This is a genomic window from Oleiphilus sp. HI0066, from assembly GCF_001635725.1.
On record NZ_LWFH01001089.1, the window covers coordinates 24,396 to 42,277 of the forward strand.

The 17,882-nt window shown below is 44.7% G+C and carries 19 protein-coding genes; 2 read left to right on the forward strand and 17 right to left on the reverse strand.

Annotated elements, in window-relative coordinates:
- From A3738_RS13850 to A3738_RS13925, 17 genes are all read right to left on the reverse strand, one after another.
- Positions 1 to 522, reverse strand: a complete 522-nt coding sequence (locus A3738_RS13850; RefSeq protein ID WP_068480014.1) for a chemotaxis protein CheW — start codon at positions 520 to 522, stop codon at positions 1 to 3.
- 106 nt (positions 523 to 628) lie between these two features.
- Complete coding sequence (locus A3738_RS13855; protein WP_231876651.1) at positions 629 to 2,023, reverse strand: chemotaxis protein CheA; 1,395 nt, start codon at positions 2,021 to 2,023, stop codon at positions 629 to 631.
- 33 nt (positions 2,024 to 2,056) lie between these two features.
- The gene (locus A3738_RS32025; protein ID WP_068483184.1) at positions 2,057 to 2,665 is read right to left on the reverse strand and encodes an Hpt domain-containing protein; all 609 of its coding nucleotides are present in this window, start codon (positions 2,663 to 2,665) and stop codon (positions 2,057 to 2,059) included.
- A 29-nt stretch (positions 2,666 to 2,694) separates the two neighbouring features.
- Complete coding sequence (locus tag A3738_RS13860) at positions 2,695 to 3,057, reverse strand: response regulator (protein ID WP_068480009.1); 363 nt, start codon at positions 3,055 to 3,057, stop codon at positions 2,695 to 2,697.
- Positions 3,058 to 3,122: 65 nt separating this feature from the next.
- Positions 3,123 to 3,398, reverse strand: a complete 276-nt coding sequence (locus A3738_RS13865; RefSeq protein ID WP_068476840.1) for a lipid asymmetry maintenance protein MlaB — start codon at positions 3,396 to 3,398, stop codon at positions 3,123 to 3,125.
- 176 nt (positions 3,399 to 3,574) lie between these two features.
- On the reverse strand, positions 3,575 to 4,018 hold the full coding sequence (fliJ, locus tag A3738_RS13870) for a flagellar export protein FliJ (protein WP_068476838.1): 444 nt from the start codon (positions 4,016 to 4,018) through the stop codon (positions 3,575 to 3,577).
- Positions 4,019 to 4,023: 5 nt separating this feature from the next.
- Positions 4,024 to 5,379 (reverse strand): flagellar protein export ATPase FliI, encoded by a 1,356-nt coding sequence (gene fliI / locus A3738_RS13875; RefSeq protein WP_082878188.1) that lies wholly within the window; start codon positions 5,377 to 5,379, stop codon positions 4,024 to 4,026.
- Positions 5,372 to 6,208 (reverse strand): FliH/SctL family protein, encoded by an 837-nt coding sequence (locus tag A3738_RS13880; RefSeq protein ID WP_068480007.1) that lies wholly within the window; start codon positions 6,206 to 6,208, stop codon positions 5,372 to 5,374. Before A3738_RS13880 ends, fliI begins: the two co-directional genes overlap by 8 nt.
- Positions 6,209 to 6,216: 8 nt before the next feature.
- Positions 6,217 to 7,239 carry a flagellar motor switch protein FliG gene (fliG, locus tag A3738_RS13885; RefSeq protein ID WP_068480006.1) on the reverse strand — a complete coding sequence of 341 codons (1,023 nt, stop codon included), beginning with the start codon at positions 7,237 to 7,239 and terminating at the stop codon, positions 6,217 to 6,219.
- Complete coding sequence (gene fliF / locus A3738_RS13890; protein ID WP_068480151.1) at positions 7,232 to 8,947, reverse strand: flagellar basal-body MS-ring/collar protein FliF; 1,716 nt, start codon at positions 8,945 to 8,947, stop codon at positions 7,232 to 7,234. Before fliF ends, fliG begins: the two co-directional genes overlap by 8 nt.
- Before the next feature lie 34 nt (positions 8,948 to 8,981).
- Positions 8,982 to 9,356: a flagellar hook-basal body complex protein FliE gene (gene fliE / locus A3738_RS13895; protein WP_068480004.1), complete on the reverse strand. Its 375-nt coding sequence runs from the start codon at positions 9,354 to 9,356 to the stop codon at positions 8,982 to 8,984.
- 209 nt (positions 9,357 to 9,565) lie between these two features.
- Positions 9,566 to 11,035, reverse strand: coding sequence for a sigma-54 dependent transcriptional regulator (locus A3738_RS13900; RefSeq protein WP_068763649.1), 1,470 nt, complete (start codon positions 11,033 to 11,035; stop codon positions 9,566 to 9,568).
- On the reverse strand, positions 11,032 to 12,309 hold the full coding sequence (locus tag A3738_RS13905; RefSeq protein WP_068479137.1) for an ATP-binding protein: 1,278 nt from the start codon (positions 12,307 to 12,309) through the stop codon (positions 11,032 to 11,034). Before A3738_RS13905 ends, A3738_RS13900 begins: the two co-directional genes overlap by 4 nt.
- A gap of 204 nt (positions 12,310 to 12,513) precedes the next feature.
- A complete protein-coding gene (locus A3738_RS13910) occupies positions 12,514 to 13,956 on the reverse strand; it encodes a sigma-54 dependent transcriptional regulator (RefSeq protein ID WP_068479140.1) in 1,443 nt (480 codons plus the stop codon).
- A gap of 202 nt (positions 13,957 to 14,158) precedes the next feature.
- Positions 14,159 to 14,437 (reverse strand): hypothetical protein, encoded by a 279-nt coding sequence (locus A3738_RS13915; RefSeq protein WP_068479143.1) that lies wholly within the window; start codon positions 14,435 to 14,437, stop codon positions 14,159 to 14,161.
- Between the two features lie 2 nt (positions 14,438 to 14,439).
- Complete coding sequence (locus tag A3738_RS13920; protein ID WP_082878325.1) at positions 14,440 to 15,006, reverse strand: YceI family protein; 567 nt, start codon at positions 15,004 to 15,006, stop codon at positions 14,440 to 14,442.
- A 33-nt stretch (positions 15,007 to 15,039) separates the two neighbouring features.
- Positions 15,040 to 15,570 (reverse strand): cytochrome b, encoded by a 531-nt coding sequence (locus A3738_RS13925; protein WP_068479440.1) that lies wholly within the window; start codon positions 15,568 to 15,570, stop codon positions 15,040 to 15,042.
- 101 nt (positions 15,571 to 15,671) lie between these two features.
- Here A3738_RS13925 and A3738_RS13930 point away from each other — a divergent pair, with 101 nt between their 5' ends.
- Both A3738_RS13930 and A3738_RS13935 read left to right on the forward strand, forming a co-directional pair.
- Positions 15,672 to 16,754, forward strand: coding sequence for a flavin reductase family protein (locus A3738_RS13930; protein WP_068479438.1), 1,083 nt, complete (start codon positions 15,672 to 15,674; stop codon positions 16,752 to 16,754).
- Positions 16,751 to 17,860: an acyl-CoA desaturase gene (locus A3738_RS13935; protein WP_068479436.1), complete on the forward strand. Its 1,110-nt coding sequence runs from the start codon at positions 16,751 to 16,753 to the stop codon at positions 17,858 to 17,860. Before A3738_RS13930 ends, A3738_RS13935 begins: the two co-directional genes overlap by 4 nt.
- The last annotated feature ends 22 nt before the right edge of the window (positions 17,861 to 17,882 follow it).

Below are 17,882 nucleotides of genomic sequence, written 5' to 3' on the forward strand. Positions count from 1 at the left end.
TCAGTGAATACTTAGCAATGCCTTTTGATCTTGAATGAGGCCTTCGTTTAGATCTAACAAAATGACCATATGTTCTTCTGTACTGCCCAAACCTTTGACGTACTGACCTTGGGCTTTGTTACTTAACTCGGGTGCGGGCTGAATATCTTTGTCAGAGAAGTTATGAACATCTGACACGGCGTCGACGACCACTCCCATCACTTTATTTGAGTTAGAACATTCGACATTCAAAATAATGACGACAGTCGCATCGTCGTACGTTAAATCGGTCAAGCCAAAGCTCATACGCAGGTCAATCACAGGAACAACAGTCCCACGCAAGTTCATAACGCCCAAAACATGGCCTGGTGAATTGGGAATGCGCGTAACAGCCTCCCAGCCACGAATTTCTTGAACAGATAATATATTGACGCCAAATTCTTCTTCCTTCATATAGAAGGTCAAATATTGCTCAGCCAATTCTGCCTGCGCATGAATGCCATCATCATTGTTTGGAGCTTCAATTTCTGTTTGCTTAGCCATTACTGCTCTCCTTATCTCGCCCTAGGCCGCAGCCGAGTCATCTTCGTTGACGTGTTTCTTGTATTCGTCTCGACTCACGCCAGACAATTTTATCAAGCCGCCAATATCAAGAATTAGTGAGACAGTGCCATCCCCCCAAAATAGTGGCACCAGAAATTCCATCGACAGAACGATAGTTTTCCTGAAGACTTTTGATCACCACCTGTTGCTGAGCTAGTAAGTCATCGACGAGTACGGCAATTTTCATGTTGTCACCCTCAACGACGACAAGCAGACCATCTTCAAGCTTTTCTGAATCAGGCTTAATGCTGAAGATATCCCAAAGGCGCACAATTGGTACGTATTCATCCCGCAAGCGCAAGACCTCACAGCCTGATGAAACACGATGAATCATTTGATCATAAGACTGAATAGACTCAACAATTGAGACCAGAGGGAAAATAAAGACATCGCTGCCAACTCGGATGAGTTGTCCATCAAGAATTGCTAGTGTGAGTGGTAATCGGATGGTGAAGGTGCTGCCTTTGCCAGACTGCGACTCAACTTCGACAGAGCCATTAAGCTCTTGAATATTTCGTCGCACAACGTCCATCCCGACGCCACGACCTGAAATATCGGTGATTTCAGACGCGGTCGAAAATCCAGGTTTGAAAATCAAATCATAGATCTGTTCATCGCTGAGATTATCACTCGCTTTCACCAAGCCATTATCAATGGCTTTCTCAAGAATACGATCACGATTCAGGCCTGCGCCATCATCAATGATTTGAATCACTATGTTGCCACCCTGATGAAAGGCATTCAGAGTAATTTTACCCATTTCATCTTTGCCAGCTGCAACGCGCGTTTCAGGCGATTCAATGCCGTGATCTAACGAGTTTCGGACTAGATGAACAAGAGGGTCTCCAATACGTTCCATCACTGTTTTGTCGAGTTCCGTTTGCTCACCCAACAACTCCAACTCAACATGCTTGCCGAGTTGTTTGCTCGTATCATGAACCAAACGGGGAAACCGCGAGAACGCAAAACTAATTGGTAGCATGCGTATACGCATAACGCTTTCTTGAAGCTCACGCGTGTGATTGTTGAGCTGCTCAAGCCCTTCCATTAGTCGTGGCAACTTGTCGACGGTAAAATTTCTGCCGAGTTCACCTAGCATAGATTGGGTAATCACTAGTTCCCCAACCATATTAATCAGGCTATCAACCTTGTCGGTTCCGACACGTATTGACGCACTTTCAGCTTTCGCTTGATGCTTCGCTTTGGGTTCGGCTTTGGCCGCAGTAGTTTGAGGTTTTTCTGCGACGACTTGGCTCGGAGCGGATTCCTCTACCACAGGTGCAGGTTTAGCTGAAGAAGTTGCATCCTCTGAGGTATTTGAACTCGACGCTTCAGCAAGCCCAACACCGCCGATATCTATCGCTTCAATCGTCAACTCAGAATCATCAACGACCCATTCAAACACCTCGTCGACTTGCTCTTTTGTCGCCTCGCCAAACAAAGAGATATTCCATGCGAGGTAACAAGCATCAGCTTAAATATCATCGAGTTTCGGAACATCTGAGGCATCCACGTCGACCTCAAGCTCACCGAGTTCAGCCAGCTCTCTGAACATCCGAACAGGCTCGTTACCCGTTCGTAAAATATCTGTAGAAGGACGGAAAAATATTTGCCATCCGCGTGCCCCATCACTATGGCCATCGTTAGCATCGCCCTCTCCACCGTTTTGGGTTGCAGCGGAAGCGCCTGATTCTCGGCCATTTAAAATATCTTCAAATTCTGATTTAAGTGAATTGGATAATTCGGTCTCGCATTCCTCGCCTTGTTCCAATTGCGTGACCATTGTTCGCAGGCAATCGACTGAACGAAGGAATAGATCAACATGCTCTGCAAGAATTTTGAATTGATCTGATCGAATCAGATCAAGAAGCGTTTCTACGACGTGTATAAAATCTGCAATTTGCTGAAAACCAAAGATACCACTACCACCCTTAATTGAGTGCGCAGCACGGAATATTTCATCAATGCGCTCAGAATCTTGATTGTCAGGGTCCAGCTCTAAGAGAGCTGCCTCCATTATGTCTAAGCCTTCGTTACTTTCTTCAAAGAAGACCTGATGAAACTGACTGAGATCTACGCTCATACTTCACCCCATGAAAATGGTGCTTAACACTACCCCATCACTTTCTTGATGGTCGCGAGTAACTGGTCCGGATTAAACGGTTTAACAAGCCAGCCCGTGGCGCCAGCCTCTTTACCTTCGGATTTCTTATCGCCAGCGGATTCCGTCGTTAACATAAGTATCGGCGTGAACTTATAATCAGGAAGTGTTCGTAGATTCTTGACGAGCTCAATGCCATCCATTACTGGCATATTTACGTCTGATAAAACAAGGTCAATATTGGCACCTGTCGCTTTTTCCAACGCTTCTTGCCCATCTCCAGCTTCAATTACATCGAAACCAGCACCCTTAAGAGTAAATGTCACCATCTGCCGCATTGATGCAGAATCGTCGACTGCGAGAATTGTCGCCATTCGAATACCTCTAGTAGTTGTCCATTCGCCTTATATCTTTATCGTTGACACAACAACCAATTGCGTTATTGGTAGCGTTCAGAAAGCTGTTTAAATCCGAGTAAATCGGTACATTCTCTCAAACCATCTGACGCTGTTATCTCAACTTGAATGTTCAAGTTATCTGCTGTTGTGCAGGTACTCGACAAAAGTTGAATAATTGCTGTATCAACTCTTTCAACTGCGCTTGCATTGATATGGAGGGTTTCGGACTCTGACAACAACGTTTCGATCTCGTGATGCAAAGCTTCAGCCTTTGCAATAGTTACAGGACCTTCAAGCGTTAATTCGTTGCCTGCCATGTTTAACCCTATCTTTCGTTAAAATTCAAAAAATTGACCATAAAAAACACACGCAACATTGCTGCGATGCCTCAAATGTAGTTTGAATTTTTATAAATGCGCGGGGATTGGCGGAAGGGCTTAGATAATTAGGTTATAACCCAACATTGGGTTAGTTCATGCTAACTGCCAAGATACTAACGATACTTACTCGAAATAAAATCATCGAGCATTCTCCCTTCTTGCTTTTTTTCTTCCTTTGCGAGTTCTTGGCGATGCGTATCGTCACGCAATTGAGCAAGCGATTTGGTTTTTTCTCGCAGTGTCACCCAATGTTTTTTTGCTTGTTCAAATTGCAAACTTACATTATTCACAACAAGAGATTGTTGATCAATCGCATTATCGAGTTGTGCGACGAACTGCTGGTAGCTAGTTAGTGTATAGGGGTTAGAAGCTCCTTTCATGGAATTACTAACACCTGCAAGGTAGGATTCTCGATACTCCTTCAAACAATCCAATTGTTGTTGAGCATCATCAAGCGCCTGCCTAGCCTGACGCAAAATGGTACTAGCTTGGTCTTCCTCTTTCGTTGCCAGATCAACGAGCAAACGCAAACGATTTACTTTCTTTGAAACGGCCACAGAAATTAGCCTTCAGCGCATGTTTCAGCGTCAGGAGCGACCACGCTTTTTAATTGCATAATCGAGACATCGCTCGTTGCTCGTTCATTGAGCCCTTGCTGTAAGAAGTTGCGCATTAAGTCGATTCTAGAAACCGCAAAATCGGTTAATGGATCTGAGCCTTGCGCATAAGCACCAACAGAAATGAGATCTCTCGCTTGCTGATATTTTGCATACAACTGCTTAAAGCGCTGAGCATCTTTAAAGTGCTGTGGATCAGTTACCTGCGGCATAACACGACTAATAGAAGCTTCAATATCGATTGCGGGGTAATGCCCTTCTTCCGCTAATGCTCGCGACAAAACTATGTGGCCGTCTAAGATTGCACGCGTTGCATCCGCGATCGGATCTTGCTGGTCATCGCCTTCTGTTAACACAGTATAAAAAGCAGTAATTGAACCGCCTCCTTCAACGCCGTTACCTGCGCGTTCAACAAGTTGCGGAATTTTTGCAAAAACAGAAGGTGGATAGCCTTTGGTAGCGGGAGGTTCGCCAACGGACAAGGCAATCTCTCGTTGTGCTTGGGCATAACGAGTAAGAGAATCCATTAATAGCAACACACGCTGGCCTTTATCTCTATAGTATTCAGCAATGCGCGTACATAACGTTGATGCTCGCATTCGCATGAGCGGCGAATCATCCGCGGGCGATGCAACCACAACAGAACGGCTTAAGCCTTCTTCGCCAAGAATATCCTCGATGAACTCTTTTACCTCACGTCCCCGTTCACCAATCAACCCGACCACTACAACATCGGCGTTGGTAAAACGCGTCATCATTCCAAGCAACATACTCTTGCCAACACCACTACCGGCAAACAAACCGAGTCGTTGTCCAACGCCAACCGAAAGCAAGGCGTTGATCGCTTTTATACCGACATCTAAAGGCGCGCGAATTGGCGCCCGCGCTAGAGGGTTAATAATATCTGCTGAAGCAGGTACATAGCTCTCGGCAAGCAAATCGCCTTTACCATCAATAGGGTTACCACAGCCATCGAGCACTCGACCAAGTAACGACATACCTACGGGCACATCATTAGCGCTGGGTAGCGGAGTCACTTTGGCTCCAGGTTGAAACCCCTTCACCACGCTTAGCGGCATAAGATAGGTGCTGTCTTCGTCGAAACCGACGACTTCTGCTTCGACTTCTTCGTTATTGGAGCCTTGAATTAAACAGCGGTCACCGACGACTGCTTTACAACCTTTTGCCTCAAGGGTAAGGCCAATCATTCGCGTAAGTCGCCCACTGATGACAGGCTCGAAGTGTTCAATATTCTCCGATGCTTGCTGAAAATCGGTAATGCGTGATAGCAGATCAGCCATCTGGATTTAATCCATTTTCATCTTGCGAAATATCTTGGTCAGGCGCGTCTTCTAGCACTTCACTCGCGAAATCAACATGGCTTTCTAATGTCGCGGGGGATTCTTGATGGACCTCGAAATTTTGAGATTTCGCTGCTTGCAACAGCATGCTTTGTACAGCGTGTTGGAAGCGTTTTTCAATCGTGTAGTCAACCACCTGCTGACTTGTCTCAACTAAGCAGCCGCCCCTCGCCAAATGTGGTGATGGCACGACTGCGACCTCCTTATCGATCTCTTCAATGAGTGGCTGTACGATTGGAATATCTTGAGGATTAAGAGAAATACTAAATTCGCGTGCACGCTTGGGCAGCGAATTTATCGCATTCTGGAGCGCCAAACGAATAACATCGGTACTCTGCTTGATTTCTGTATGAATGACAGCACGCACAACGGCTAATATGGTATTGAGCAAGGCGTCTTCTAGTTGATCGCGTTGACTTTCTATAGGATCAAGCAAGGCCTTTAATTGATCTGAAAGAGCTTGTTTGTGCGATTGCAACTCACTGTCAGCTTGTTGACGCCCCTGCTCTAAGCCTTCTTGCTTACTTTGTTCGATACCAACGGTACGCCCTTCTTCGACGCCGGCGTTGTAACCATCGGCTTTTCCTTGCTTAAGCCCCTCTGCATAGGCTTCCGCGCGGATCGCCTCCAAATCGTCTGCTGTCAACGGTTTTACTTTTGCACTATCGGTATAGTCTTCACCTGAATTGAGATTAGGTAGCTCCCAGCGCTCGTAAGCACTTAAGCTTTCGACAGGACGATCGTCCTTAGGTGGATTTTGTTCACTCATACCAATACTTAGATCATTTCCTCACCGCTTCCACCCAAGGCTATTTCGCCAGAGTCTGCCAAACGACGAGCAATAGTAAGGATATCTTTTTGAGATGCTTCAACTTCCGATACTTTAACAGGTCCTTTCGCTTCAAGATCATCGCGAAGAAGCTCTGCAGCACGTTTCGACATGTTGTTGAATATTTTCTCTTGTAGGTCAGCGTCTGCACCCTTGAGTGCGACAATTAATACTTCGCTAGAAACTTCTCTGAGTAGTGTTTGGATGCCACGATCATCAACATCTTTCAGGTTGTCGAAGACGAACATGAGCTCTTCGATTTCGTTACCAAGGTCTGAATCGATCTCTTTGATGTTGTCCATCAAATCGCCTTCGATCGAAGACTCCATAAAGTTCATTATGTCAGCTGCCGTTTTAACACCACCAATTTTACTGGTCGCTGTCGCGGTATTCCCCGAGAATTGTTTCTCAAGAATATCGTTTAATTCTTGCAGGGCCTGTGGCTGAATCGAATCCAAAGAAGCGACACGCATCATAACGTCTAAGCGCACTTTTTCATCGAGGATACCAAGAACTTCAGCCGCTTGGTCGGGCTCCAGATATGACACAACGATCGCTTGAATTTGAGGGTGTTCATAACGGATAAGCTCAGCGACTGCTCGCCCTTCCATCCATTTTAAGGTATCGAGTCCAGTCGTATTACCACCAACTAAGATACGATCGATTAATCCTGAGGCTTTATCTTCACCCAAGGCCTCATTCAGCATGTTCTTAATGTACTGGTCTGAGCCAATGCCCATACCAGTTTGACGACCGACTTCTTCGATGAACTCAATCAGGACGGCTTCAACTTGCTCTTGGGTAATATTGGTCAAGCTAGCCATGGTCGAACCGACACGATGAACTTCTTTTGGGCCCATGTGTTTGAGAATTTGCGCCGCATCAGCTTCGCCTAAACTCAATAGCAGCACTGCTGCTGCCTCTAAACGAGGAAGTGTCGGTAATTGTGCTGCTTCTGTGTTATCAGCCATCTTGATTTACCCAAGTTCTCACTACTTGTGCCACTCGTGCTGGATCTTCAGCGATTAAACCTTTGAGCGCATTAATTTGTTTATCGTAACCTTCAGACGCGCCAGGCAACATAAAGTCTTCACCACTTGTTCCTAATGCAGCCATCGCGGGGTTATCGCCGTCCATACGTTCAAACGAATCTAGCGTTGGACCTGAACCGTCCATACCGCCTAATGCTAACTCTTTTGCTTCGGCACCTGAACTTACAAGGCTTTTAAATATGGGGCGAATAATCGCGAACACTACAATTAAGGCAACAACGACTGCCAAGGCTTTCCAAACAACTTCCCAAAACCATGCCTGTTCCCAGATCTCGGGTTCTACAAATTCTTCGATCTCTTGCGGCGCAAACGGAGTGTTGACGACGTTAACGCTGTCGCCGCGTGTTGCATCATATCCAACGGCGTTGCGCACAAGTAATGTTAGACGCTCAAGCTCTGCGTCGCTCCATTTTTGGAACGACACTTCCCCTGTTTCAGGATTGATGTTACGAATGTCATCCACTGCAACTGCAACAGTCAGACGTGAAACGCGCCCCTTTTGATGACGGGTGTAGCTCACCGTTCGGTCGACTTCATAATTTCGCGTTGCTTGCTTACGCAAATTAACAGGTGCTGCTTGCTCCGGCTGCGCAGCGCCCTCACCCGCTTCTTCAGGCACTTCTGCATTCACTGGCGGTTGATTAGCCAAAGCTCCTGGGATACCACCGTCGACACCATTTGCTTTTTGCTCATCCAGAGTCTGTTCGCTGCGTACCGCACCCATATCAGGATTGAACAACTCTTCTGCTTCTTCGATTTCTGTAAAGTCAACGTCAGCTGATACTTCAGAACGAAAACGACCAGAGCCTAGTACCGGATCAAGAATACTTGTGATTCGATTATTTAGAACCGACTCTATCTTGCGCGAGTATTCAAATTCACGAGAAACTCTTGCGTCTTCTTCCGTTTCGTTATTCTTAGAAAGCAAATTACCTCGCTGATCTACGACAGTCACGTCACTCTTCATCATCTCGGGTACGCTACCCGCAACGAGGTTAACGATTGCTTCAACCTGCTCTCTTGAAATACCACGCATAGCGGGAACTTCGATCAATACAGAGGCTGATGGTTTGCGTGAATCGCGAACGAAAACGGAACGCTTTGGAATTGCAAGATGGACACGTGCGTGTCGGATATTTCGGAAACTAGAAATCGTGCGTGAAAGCTCACCTTCTAGTCCGCGCTTAAAACGAGTCGACTCCATAAACTGGGAACTACCCAAACCTTGGTCTTGATCTAGTAGCTCATAACCTATCGATTGATCAGACGATATTCCGACAGCGGCCAATTTTATTTTTGCTTGATACAGTTGCTCTGACGCAACTAGAAGCACCCCACTCTGAGGGTCAACTTTAAAATCTATGCCATTTAAATTTAGTACCCGCGTCACTTCTTCCATATCTTGCGCTGCGATGTTTTGCATGGCGGGTTGGTAATTTGGCTCTTGTAACCAGAGGACTAACGCAAGACCTAGTGCAACACTGCCCGCCAAACCAATCATCAAACCAATTTGACGGAACAAACCTAGACGATTAACACCTGTCATTAGGTCGCTTTGTGCTGGATCAGCTACCATATCAGTAGATCCTTTACCTACTGTCGTTGCTGGTACGCTTGCTTCGCTCATATTTGCTGCCATGATATTGCTCTAATCCTACCTATTAAACCGGCATCTTCATGATATCTTCGTACGCTTTCACTACTTTGTTGCGTACCTGTGTTACAGCCTCAAACGCGACTGAAGCTTTCTGAGACTGGATCATTACCTGAGTGATGCTGACGTTTGGATCGCCTTGAGAATAAGCTGTTTGTAATGCGCTAGATTTCTGTTGTGCGTCATTTACCGAGTTGACAGCGTTAGATAACAAATCACTAAACTTCGGGATCTCATCAACCTTGTTAGTCGGGTTGATTTGAGTTGGAGAGACTTCTGGCTTTAACTGCTCTGCAGGTTGAATCTGCGCGCGAATGTTACGCATCTCTGCCAATACTTGTGAGATATCGGCTCGGCCAGTGACTGAATTGATTCCTGACATAGGCGCTCCCCTCTAGTTGAATGTCAATTTTTCGTTGTAAACAGTAATAGTTAGTGACAACAGCACAAATCAGGCCAAAACAATTACTGACTATTGAACATTTCTAGCAGGCAAAAAAATGGGGCCTAAATAGGCCCCGAATCAGCAGATTGACAAACTAAATTACTACTTAGCCATAGTGTTCGGTATCAAAAATCTGACACTTTTTTCTATGCTGCTAACTCTGACGCAATGTCGATGCCAAGTTCGCGCATTTGCGCTAATTTATAACGCAAGGTTCTCGGACTGATGCCTAATTTCTCGGCGGTTTGCTTCTTCTTGCCCCCTTCATCCTTGAGGGTATCGATAATAATTTGATATTCACGAAGTTTTAAATCTTTGCCTAGAGCACTGCTGTCGATATCCACGTTCAAGCTTTGTGGCGACGTTTGCTCCACTGTATTCTGACTATTCATCGACTCTGTCAAATTCTCGACAGTAGTTGGTTGAGGCTCATCGACGATAATGTGGCTATCGGAACTCAAATAATCGTCTGATGACGATATTCCTGGCATATCCAAAATCAAGTCTGAGGCTTTTATCACCCCGCCCTCTGCCAGGATCAAAGATCTCTGTACGGCGTTGTCGAGTTCACGAACGTTACCAGGCCAAGGATAATTCAATAACAAGGCTTTGCATTCATCGTTCAGTACAACCTTTCCTCGACGCATTTTCGCGGCATGCACTTCAAGCAATCGCTGAGCAATAGGTAGGATATCGTCTGGGCGCTCGCGAAGTGGTTTCCATGACATTGGGAATACACTTAAACGGTAAAACAAATCTTCTCGGAATTTCCCTTCGTCGACGTATGACTTCAAGGCACGGTTGGTCGTCGCAAGCACACGAACATCCAGTTTTATTGGTTTCTTACCACCAACGCGCTCTACTTCACGTTCTTGCAATACACGCAGCAACTTGGCCTGAAGCCCTAAATCCATCTCTGACACTTCATCAAGAAGCAGCGTACCGCCATTGGCTTGTTCAAATTTACCTGGAGAGCTGTTGTAAGCGCCGGTGAATGCACCTTTTTCATGGCCAAACAACATTGCTTCTAGCATGTTTTCAGGAATCGCCGCACAGTTGATTGCGACAAATGGCTTGTTTTTTCTTGGTGAATTCGCGTGAATGTATCGCGCCAATACTTCCTTACCCGTTCCACTCTCACCGGAAATCATGACAGTCGAATCGGTTTTCGCGACCTTGCGCGCAACCTTAAAAAACTCTTTGGTAAATTTAGCGTTTGCAACCGGCTCATCACTAATTTCAGGATTGCTGTTAGCACCAACTATTTTGTCGATCGAATCAATCAGCGTCTGCGGCTCAAATGGTTTAACTAGGTAGTCATCTGCGCCAGATTGCATTGCATCTACCGCATCTTTGATCTGCCCAAATGCTGTAATCAACATCATAGGTAAACCCGGGACCTTTGACTTAACCTGCGCTAATAGCTCATGGCCGCTCATGCCCGGCATATTTACATCACTCACGACAATGTCAAAGTTTCGTTTTTCCAAGGCGATCAAAGCATTTTCTGCGCAATCGGCCTCAAAGTACTTCATACCAGCAAGTTTTAGTGTGGTGCAAAGCGCTTCTCTAAGCTCGCGATCATCTTCGACGATAAGAACATTAGGAGTACTCATTTTGTTACCTCTCTAGCCATTGCTGGGTTCAGAATATTTTGCTCAGGTTTAAACAGTGGAATTAAGATTGTCGCCTGCGCACCACTATCAGTTGATCGCAGTGAAAATTTACCTTTGTGCGCTTTTACTACCGCCTCAACAACGGCGAGCCCTAAGCCCGTGCCTTGTGATTTTGTTGTAAAAAAAGGTTCATGAATCTGTCGCGCAATGGTGTTTGGAATGCCCGGCCCGTTGTCGTTGATTTGAATACAAGCGAAGCGGCCATCGGCATCGAATGAGTCAATATTAATTTCCAACTGACGTCGCGCATCTGAGCTTTCGTGAGCTTCAATGCTGTTATTAATTAAGTTGATACACGCGCCGACCAAGGTTTCTTGGTTACACAGTATTTGCCCCTGTGAGGCATTTGACCAAGTCGAACTGACCATGTGTTTATCAAGCAAAGGCTTTGCAGCAGTCTGCAAACTCTCAAAGAATGCTTGCATGCTCACCTGCTCGGCTAATCGAGTTTCGCCTTTTGCAAAAACAAGCATATCGCGTATTTGATGCTCTAGATGTGTGAGACGAGAAAGCAATTTTTCAGCACACTCAATACGCATCTCTTCATTCATTTTTGGTCGTCTAAGATGTCCCGCATATAGCATGGCCGTAGAAAGAGGAGTTCTAATCTGATGCGCCAAACTGGCCACCATTCGACCTAACGAACTTAGTCTTTCGGTGCGACTAACTTGGGCTTGCAAAGCACGCGTTTCGGTAAGGTCGTTGAGTAATATTAATTGGCCGTCGCCAGACTTAAGTGAACGCGTCTGTATGCCAAGCTTGCGACCATCTTTTAGGGACACTTCGTGACCATCGTCATGCTTAGGCGCAAAACAACGTTTAATAACGTCAAACCACCGTTCTCCCTCAAGAGGCTCACCTAAAAGTTCAACAGCCGCAGGATTATATTCTCGTATAATGCCTTTGCCATCAAGGACCACGACGCCAGCGGGCAGTACTTTTAACAACGCAGAGTGACGATGCTCCAGCGCTTGCTTTTCTTTTTCTTGCTGCGCGGTGTGTGATTCAGCTTCAGATAGTTCGCTTTTGAGTGCGACAACACGTTGCTCTAGTTCACGATATTGAAGGAGCTGCGATGAGCTGAGATTAACGAGCTTCGCTGATTTTTTTTGTTTAAGTTCAGAACGAACACGTTCAACTGCTGCTAATTGAGCCGCAATTTGTTTCTGGTCTTCGGTCTGACGCTCTTGAGTCTTACTATAAGACTGTCCCATTTACTATCTCACTTACTTCGAAGGTCGGATGCAAAACACTATTCGGGACAGAGAAAGCAGGTGTTAGGCCAAAACATAAAAGATTATATATTTCAATAGCTTGAAGAGATTTAAATGAAGTAGACAAGGTAAGACTGTCAATATTACGACACAAAAAAGCCAAGTTTATAACTTGGCTTTTTTGTGTTCATTTTTCTGACACTACTACCCATTGAGTTCGTACTTTCGAACCTTCTCAACCAAGGTAGTACGTCGAATTCTCAATCGCTCTGCAGCTCGAGCTACAACACCAGAAGACTCATCAAGCGCTTGTCGTATCAATGATTTTTCAAGACTTGCCAAATATTCCTTAAGATCGATACCGTTAATCGGCAACAAAGCTGGAGAATCAACACCCGCCAAACCTTGTACCTGCGTTGCAGTATCCTCACTCTCAAGGAACTCATCCTCTACCTCAACATGACGGTACTTCTGTGGAAGCTCTTTAACACCAATCACATCATAAGGATACATAATCGCCAAGCGCTCAACTAAGTTAGCAAGCTCACGAACATTACCCGGCCATTCATGGCGGCATAAACTCAAAATCGCAGCGGAGTTGAAACGAATAGATCCGCGCTTCTCAGTTTCCATACGCGAAATGAGTTCGTTGATCAACAAAGGAATATCTTCCTCACGCTCCTTTAAAGCAGGCATTTCAATCGGGAAGACATTCAGTCGGTAATACAGATCTTCTCGGAATGTGCCCTCTTCGATCATCTCTTCGAGATTTTTGTGCGTCGCAGCAATAATACGCACATCAGTAGGAATCGTTTTTGTTCCACCGACTCGCTCGTAGGTTTTTTCTTGCAATACGCGAAGAATTTTCACCTGCATATTTAGCGGCATGTCTCCGATCTCATCCAGAAACAACGTGCCACCCTCAGCAAGCTCAAAGCGACCTGAACGGGCAGTTATCGCACCAGTAAATGCGCCCTTTTCATGGCCAAATAATTCGCTTTCTAGAAGCTCAGCAGGAATAGCACCACAGTTAACGGGAACAAAAGGCTCATTGCGACGATGTGAGTTGTAGTGCAAATTGCGCGCTACTACTTCCTTACCCGTACCAGACTGACCAGTGATCAAAACGCTAACATCTTTGTCAGCCACTTGTCCCATAAGAGCTCTAACTTCTTGAATTGGGCGACTAGTACCGACCAAGCTTCTAAACAATTCAGCTTCTCGCTGCTGTCCACGCTTCCGGTTCGTAGCAAATTGATCTCGGTACAACTGAGCACGATATAAGCTATCAATGGTTTGGTTGTATTCCAGAGATGATTCGAGCGATGCGATGACTTTTTTACGTAACACATCATCCAAATTGAAATGCCCCGCATCGCCAATCGTGAGAATTGGAACAGCTTGGTTCAGTTCATCTAACTGCGCGACGATTTCAGCACCTGAATCAACACTTGCGTCTAAAAACACTGTTCCCACGCAAATTTGATCATCGCTATTATTAACAGCTAACAACTGCTCTTTATCTGAGTCCCATTGATTGCGCCCAACAGATACAACTGTTTCGCCAAGAAAATTTAAAATTACGGAGATATCACGAAGAACCCCATGGTTATCACTGATAACCAGAACACTTGTATCTTGCGACATTAAGGTCTGCCTTTATTATGCAGCAATAGCTATTTGCCTTGCTTGTTATTGGATGTGCATTTTGCAATTACGAATACGATAATTAAAGCCACTAAGCTGAAAATAGTCAATAAAACGTCATCACGCATAAGAAATAAAAAAACCGACAAAAAACGTTCAATTTTTTGTCGGTTCATTAATTAAAGGGATTTAAGAGAACGCTCTAACTTGTACGATAAGCCTTAATGCCCTTCTTGTTTGATTGCATACCAGCAAGTTCCTTCGCAAATTGTTCACGTAAGTTCGCTACAGAGATAGTTAAGTCATCGTACATTCGTAACAGTGCTTTAAGCTCAGCGGTCGAATTCTCGTTGGCGTTTGACTGAAGGATAGAACGAATTGAGTGATCAAGTTCAATCAACTTATCGAAGTCTTGACGCTCAATCGCATCGTCAAACTCGCGCTGTAACTTCTTTAAATAGTCTGCCCCCAACTTAACCATTGTTATTTTTTAATACCTTCAACAGAGAGAATCATCTCTACGTCCTGAGACAGTGGCCCAAGATCACGCATGATATTGAAATCTTTCATACGAAACTTAGTTTTTCCCTCGAAACCTACTCGTTGTCCGCCCCAAGGATCAGCCCCCATGCCCACAACATCAAACTCAATCGCAACTTCTTTTGTTACATTTTTAAGGCTCAAGTTGCCATATAAGGTGCCACTTTCAGCATTTGCCATTTCGACCCGAGTGCTCACAAACTTAGCAGTAGGAAACTGCGCCACATCAAGAAACTTGCTACCTCGCAAGTGCTTGTCTCGTTCAGCGTGGTTCGAATCGATACTATCAACGTTAATGTCTACCATAATGTTTGAAGCGTCAGGTTTTTCTGGGTCGAACGAAAAATCACCTGAAAATTCATTAAAGCGACCGTATAACCAGCTGTAGCCGAGATGCATCACACGGAACTGAATAAAGGCATGTGCGCCCTTTGTGTCAATAACATAGTCCGCGGCATTTACTGCGATACTATTTAATGAAAGTAGCAACGCAACTGCACTTGCTTTCATTATTTTAACCATAATCTTCCTCTTATTCAGATGTTAGGACTTGATCCAAAGCATACGCTTTAGGACTGAATCTCGATTTACAAAGTGATGCTTCAATGCGGCAACGGCATGGATGATCGCAACAATTAGAACTGCATCAACAATACGCTCATGCCACAACCCAGCGACGTCTTCCTGATTAGGTACAAACTCACCTAACGACACAACATCAATCAGTCCAAAGAAACTAACAGGACGTCCGTCCGCTGTCGATATCAAGTAGCCCGACAAGCAAATAGCGAGCACGGCAACATAAAAGAAAACATGCACAAGACGTGTTACCACCATCTCGAACTTAGAAGGTTCAATGCGCTTAGGACGAGTCCAGTAAATTCGCGCAGCCACTCTTGCCAACATTAAGACGACTACCAACAAGCCAAATGACTTATGCCAGAAAGGCGCTGACTGATACCAAGGATCATAATAATCCAGCGCGACCATGTAATCGCCTAGAAAGAAAAGTGCTATCAAAAGACTAGCGATGATCCAATGCAGACATACATTTGCTAATGCCCAACGTTCCATTAGACGCTCCAAGATAAAAATAGTAAGTATAAGCTAGACATGAAATATTAGAATCGATAATATTTAAGCTAACAAATGTTAGCAACTAAAGTCGATTTGATATGTTAAGAACATTTTCGTCAAAACAAACCGAACAACTAGCGCATTACCTTACCCCAATCAGGCAACTGCTATCTCCTAACTACAAGCGAAAGCTTGCTCCAGCAAAAGTACTTTTCTGTGAAACGTTAGACGACGAATGCATATCCCTTCGCCTAAAGGTCAGCCACATAGAAAAATTGGCTTTCAAACCGGGTCAACACTTCCAGCTTTCGTTTGAGATAAATGGTCGATTTCTCACAAGAACCTTCAGTGCTGCTTCAACCCCTAAAGACTTATATGAAAATAAAGTTGTCGAGTTCTACATCAAGAAAATTCCAGATGGTACGGTTACGAGTTTTATCGCTGACGAATTAAAAGCCGGAGATATGATTAATATTGCGAAAGCTCAAGGAAGCTTCGTTATCAGCGATAACTCATCATCGGCGATGCAGTTATTCCTTGCCGCTGGCAGCGGAATCTCGCCAATCCTTTCAATGCTGAAATCATCACCAAGAGAAGAATTAACAAAACATAAAGCAATATGGTACCGGAGAGGGAATGTACAATCCCCAGCAACGAAATCATTACGCTTGTTAGCAGAGAATGGTTTAGATCTGAAAATAATCGACACTGAGATTAATAACAGAATTAGCGACAAACACTTGGAGCACGCGCTATCGGAAAAATCCGTTTCGGATGCTTATATCTGCGGACCAATTGGCTTCATACAGACTGCCGGAAATTTACTTCAGCAACGCGCCAAAAAGCTTAATCAAACGCTTCCATCAATATACTCCGAGACCTTCGTTATACCTAAGATTTCTGGCAGCACATCTGAACATACAATCACAGTGAATAAAAACGCAACGGCAACCAGCATTGGCAATGAGCCCATATTAGATTCACTCGAAAGCGCTGGCCACAAACCCGTTTTTGGATGTCGGGCAGGAGCGTGCCACCAATGCTCGGCAACTTTATTAAGCGGATCGGTGAAAAACGTATTAACGGATCAAACTCATCGAGAGCACGGAGAAAAAATACAAATTTGTTGCAGCTTTGCAGAAAGCGATTTGGAGATAGAGATTCAGGAGAGAGTCGAATGACACAACAAATCCAATTTGATGTTTTAGAAAAGCAGTTTGAAGAATTAAGAGAACAAACATTTAAAAAAGTCGGGACCGAAGACGCCAACTATATTCGGAAACTTATTGGTTTTCAGAGGTTGCTCGATATTGTCAGCCGTATTGGAATTGCATGTGCATTCTTATTTTTTGATGGCTATCTAATGTGGTCGATAGCGATTTTATCTGTGCTTGGCTTAGCTCTCTCAAAGATTCTCGACAACATGGAAATCGGGCACAACATAATGCACGGTCAATATGACTGGATGCACGATCCGATTACAAACTCTAAACGATTCGACTGGGATAACGCTGGAGATAGCGATTCATGGCGTAGGTACCACAATTATGAGCACCATACTTATACAAATATCATCGGCAAGGACAGAGACTTTGGTTACGGTCTTTTGCGCCTGAGCGATGATTTGAAATGGCGCCCCAAAAACCTTTATCAGATCATAACCTATTTAAACCTAAGCCTACTGTTTGAATGGGGCGTTGCGTATCACGAGCTAGCAGGTGAACGCATATTCATTGGAAAGAAAAAAGAAAACAGTAAACTCCCAATATCAAGACTTGATTTAAGAAATGCATTTTTTAAGAAAGCCGGGAAGCAAATCCTCAAAGACTATATCCTCTTTCCGCTCATATTCTGGCCTGTCGCATTGCCAGTATTATGTTGCGCGATTATCGCAAATATTTTACGCAACCTATGGACCGCGACTATCATATTCTGTGGCCATTTCACCGAAGAAGCACAAACATTCGATGAGGAATCGACCAAAAACGAATCAAAAGGCCAATGGTATTATCGCCAGATTCTAGGCTCGTCCAATATTGAAGGCTCTAAACTTTTCCATATCCTCACTGGCCATTTAAGCTATCAGGTTGAACACCACCTGTTCCCTGATATTCCAGCACCTAGATACCAAGAAATGGCTCCTAAAGTGCAAGAAATTTGCAGAGAACACGGAATTCCATACAATACCGGTAGCTTCGGGAGGCAGTATTGGGGCGTATTCAAGCGCATCGTCAAATATTCATTCCCAACATCAGTTACGAGCCAGGTGAAATCTATACATAACTAATGGAAGTACTTTCAAGCGTTAT

Excerpts from the sequence above, each read along its gene's own strand:
- A3738_RS13880 (WP_068480007.1), bottom strand. The coding sequence starts at position 6,208 with ATGAGTGAACAAAATCCACCTAAGGACGATCGTCCTGTCGAAAGCTTA.
- fliF (WP_068480151.1), bottom strand. The coding sequence starts at position 8,947 with ATGAGCGAAGCAAGCGTACCAGCAACGACAGTAGGTAAAGGATCTACT.
- fliG (WP_068480006.1), bottom strand. The coding sequence starts at position 7,239 with ATGGCTGATAACACAGAAGCAGCACAATTACCGACACTTCCTCGTTTA.
- A3738_RS13850 (WP_068480014.1), bottom strand. The coding sequence starts at position 522 with ATGGCTAAGCAAACAGAAATTGAAGCTCCAAACAATGATGATGGCATT.
- A3738_RS13920 (WP_082878325.1), bottom strand. The coding sequence starts at position 15,006 with ATGAAAGCAAGTGCAGTTGCGTTGCTACTTTCATTAAATAGTATCGCA.
- A3738_RS13905 (WP_068479137.1), bottom strand. The coding sequence starts at position 12,309 with ATGGGACAGTCTTATAGTAAGACTCAAGAGCGTCAGACCGAAGACCAG.
- fliE (WP_068480004.1), bottom strand. The coding sequence starts at position 9,356 with ATGTCAGGAATCAATTCAGTCACTGGCCGAGCCGATATCTCACAAGTA.
- A3738_RS13860 (WP_068480009.1), bottom strand. The coding sequence starts at position 3,057 with ATGGCGACAATTCTCGCAGTCGACGATTCTGCATCAATGCGGCAGATG.
- A3738_RS13935 (WP_068479436.1), top strand. The coding sequence starts at position 16,751 with ATGACACAACAAATCCAATTTGATGTTTTAGAAAAGCAGTTTGAAGAA.
- fliI (WP_082878188.1), bottom strand. The coding sequence starts at position 5,379 with ATGGCTGATCTGCTATCACGCATTACCGATTTTCAGCAAGCATCGGAG.
- A3738_RS32025 (WP_068483184.1), bottom strand. The coding sequence starts at position 2,665 with ATGAGCGTAGATCTCAGTCAGTTTCATCAGGTCTTCTTTGAAGAAAGT.
- A3738_RS13925 (WP_068479440.1), bottom strand. The coding sequence starts at position 15,570 with ATGGAACGTTGGGCATTAGCAAATGTATGTCTGCATTGGATCATCGCT.
- A3738_RS13910 (WP_068479140.1), bottom strand. The coding sequence starts at position 13,956 with ATGTCGCAAGATACAAGTGTTCTGGTTATCAGTGATAACCATGGGGTT.
- A3738_RS13915 (WP_068479143.1), bottom strand. The coding sequence starts at position 14,437 with ATGGTTAAGTTGGGGGCAGACTATTTAAAGAAGTTACAGCGCGAGTTT.
- A3738_RS13930 (WP_068479438.1), top strand. The coding sequence starts at position 15,672 with ATGTTAAGAACATTTTCGTCAAAACAAACCGAACAACTAGCGCATTAC.
- A3738_RS13900 (WP_068763649.1), bottom strand. The coding sequence starts at position 11,035 with ATGAGTACTCCTAATGTTCTTATCGTCGAAGATGATCGCGAGCTTAGA.
- A3738_RS13865 (WP_068476840.1), bottom strand. The coding sequence starts at position 3,398 with ATGGCAGGCAACGAATTAACGCTTGAAGGTCCTGTAACTATTGCAAAG.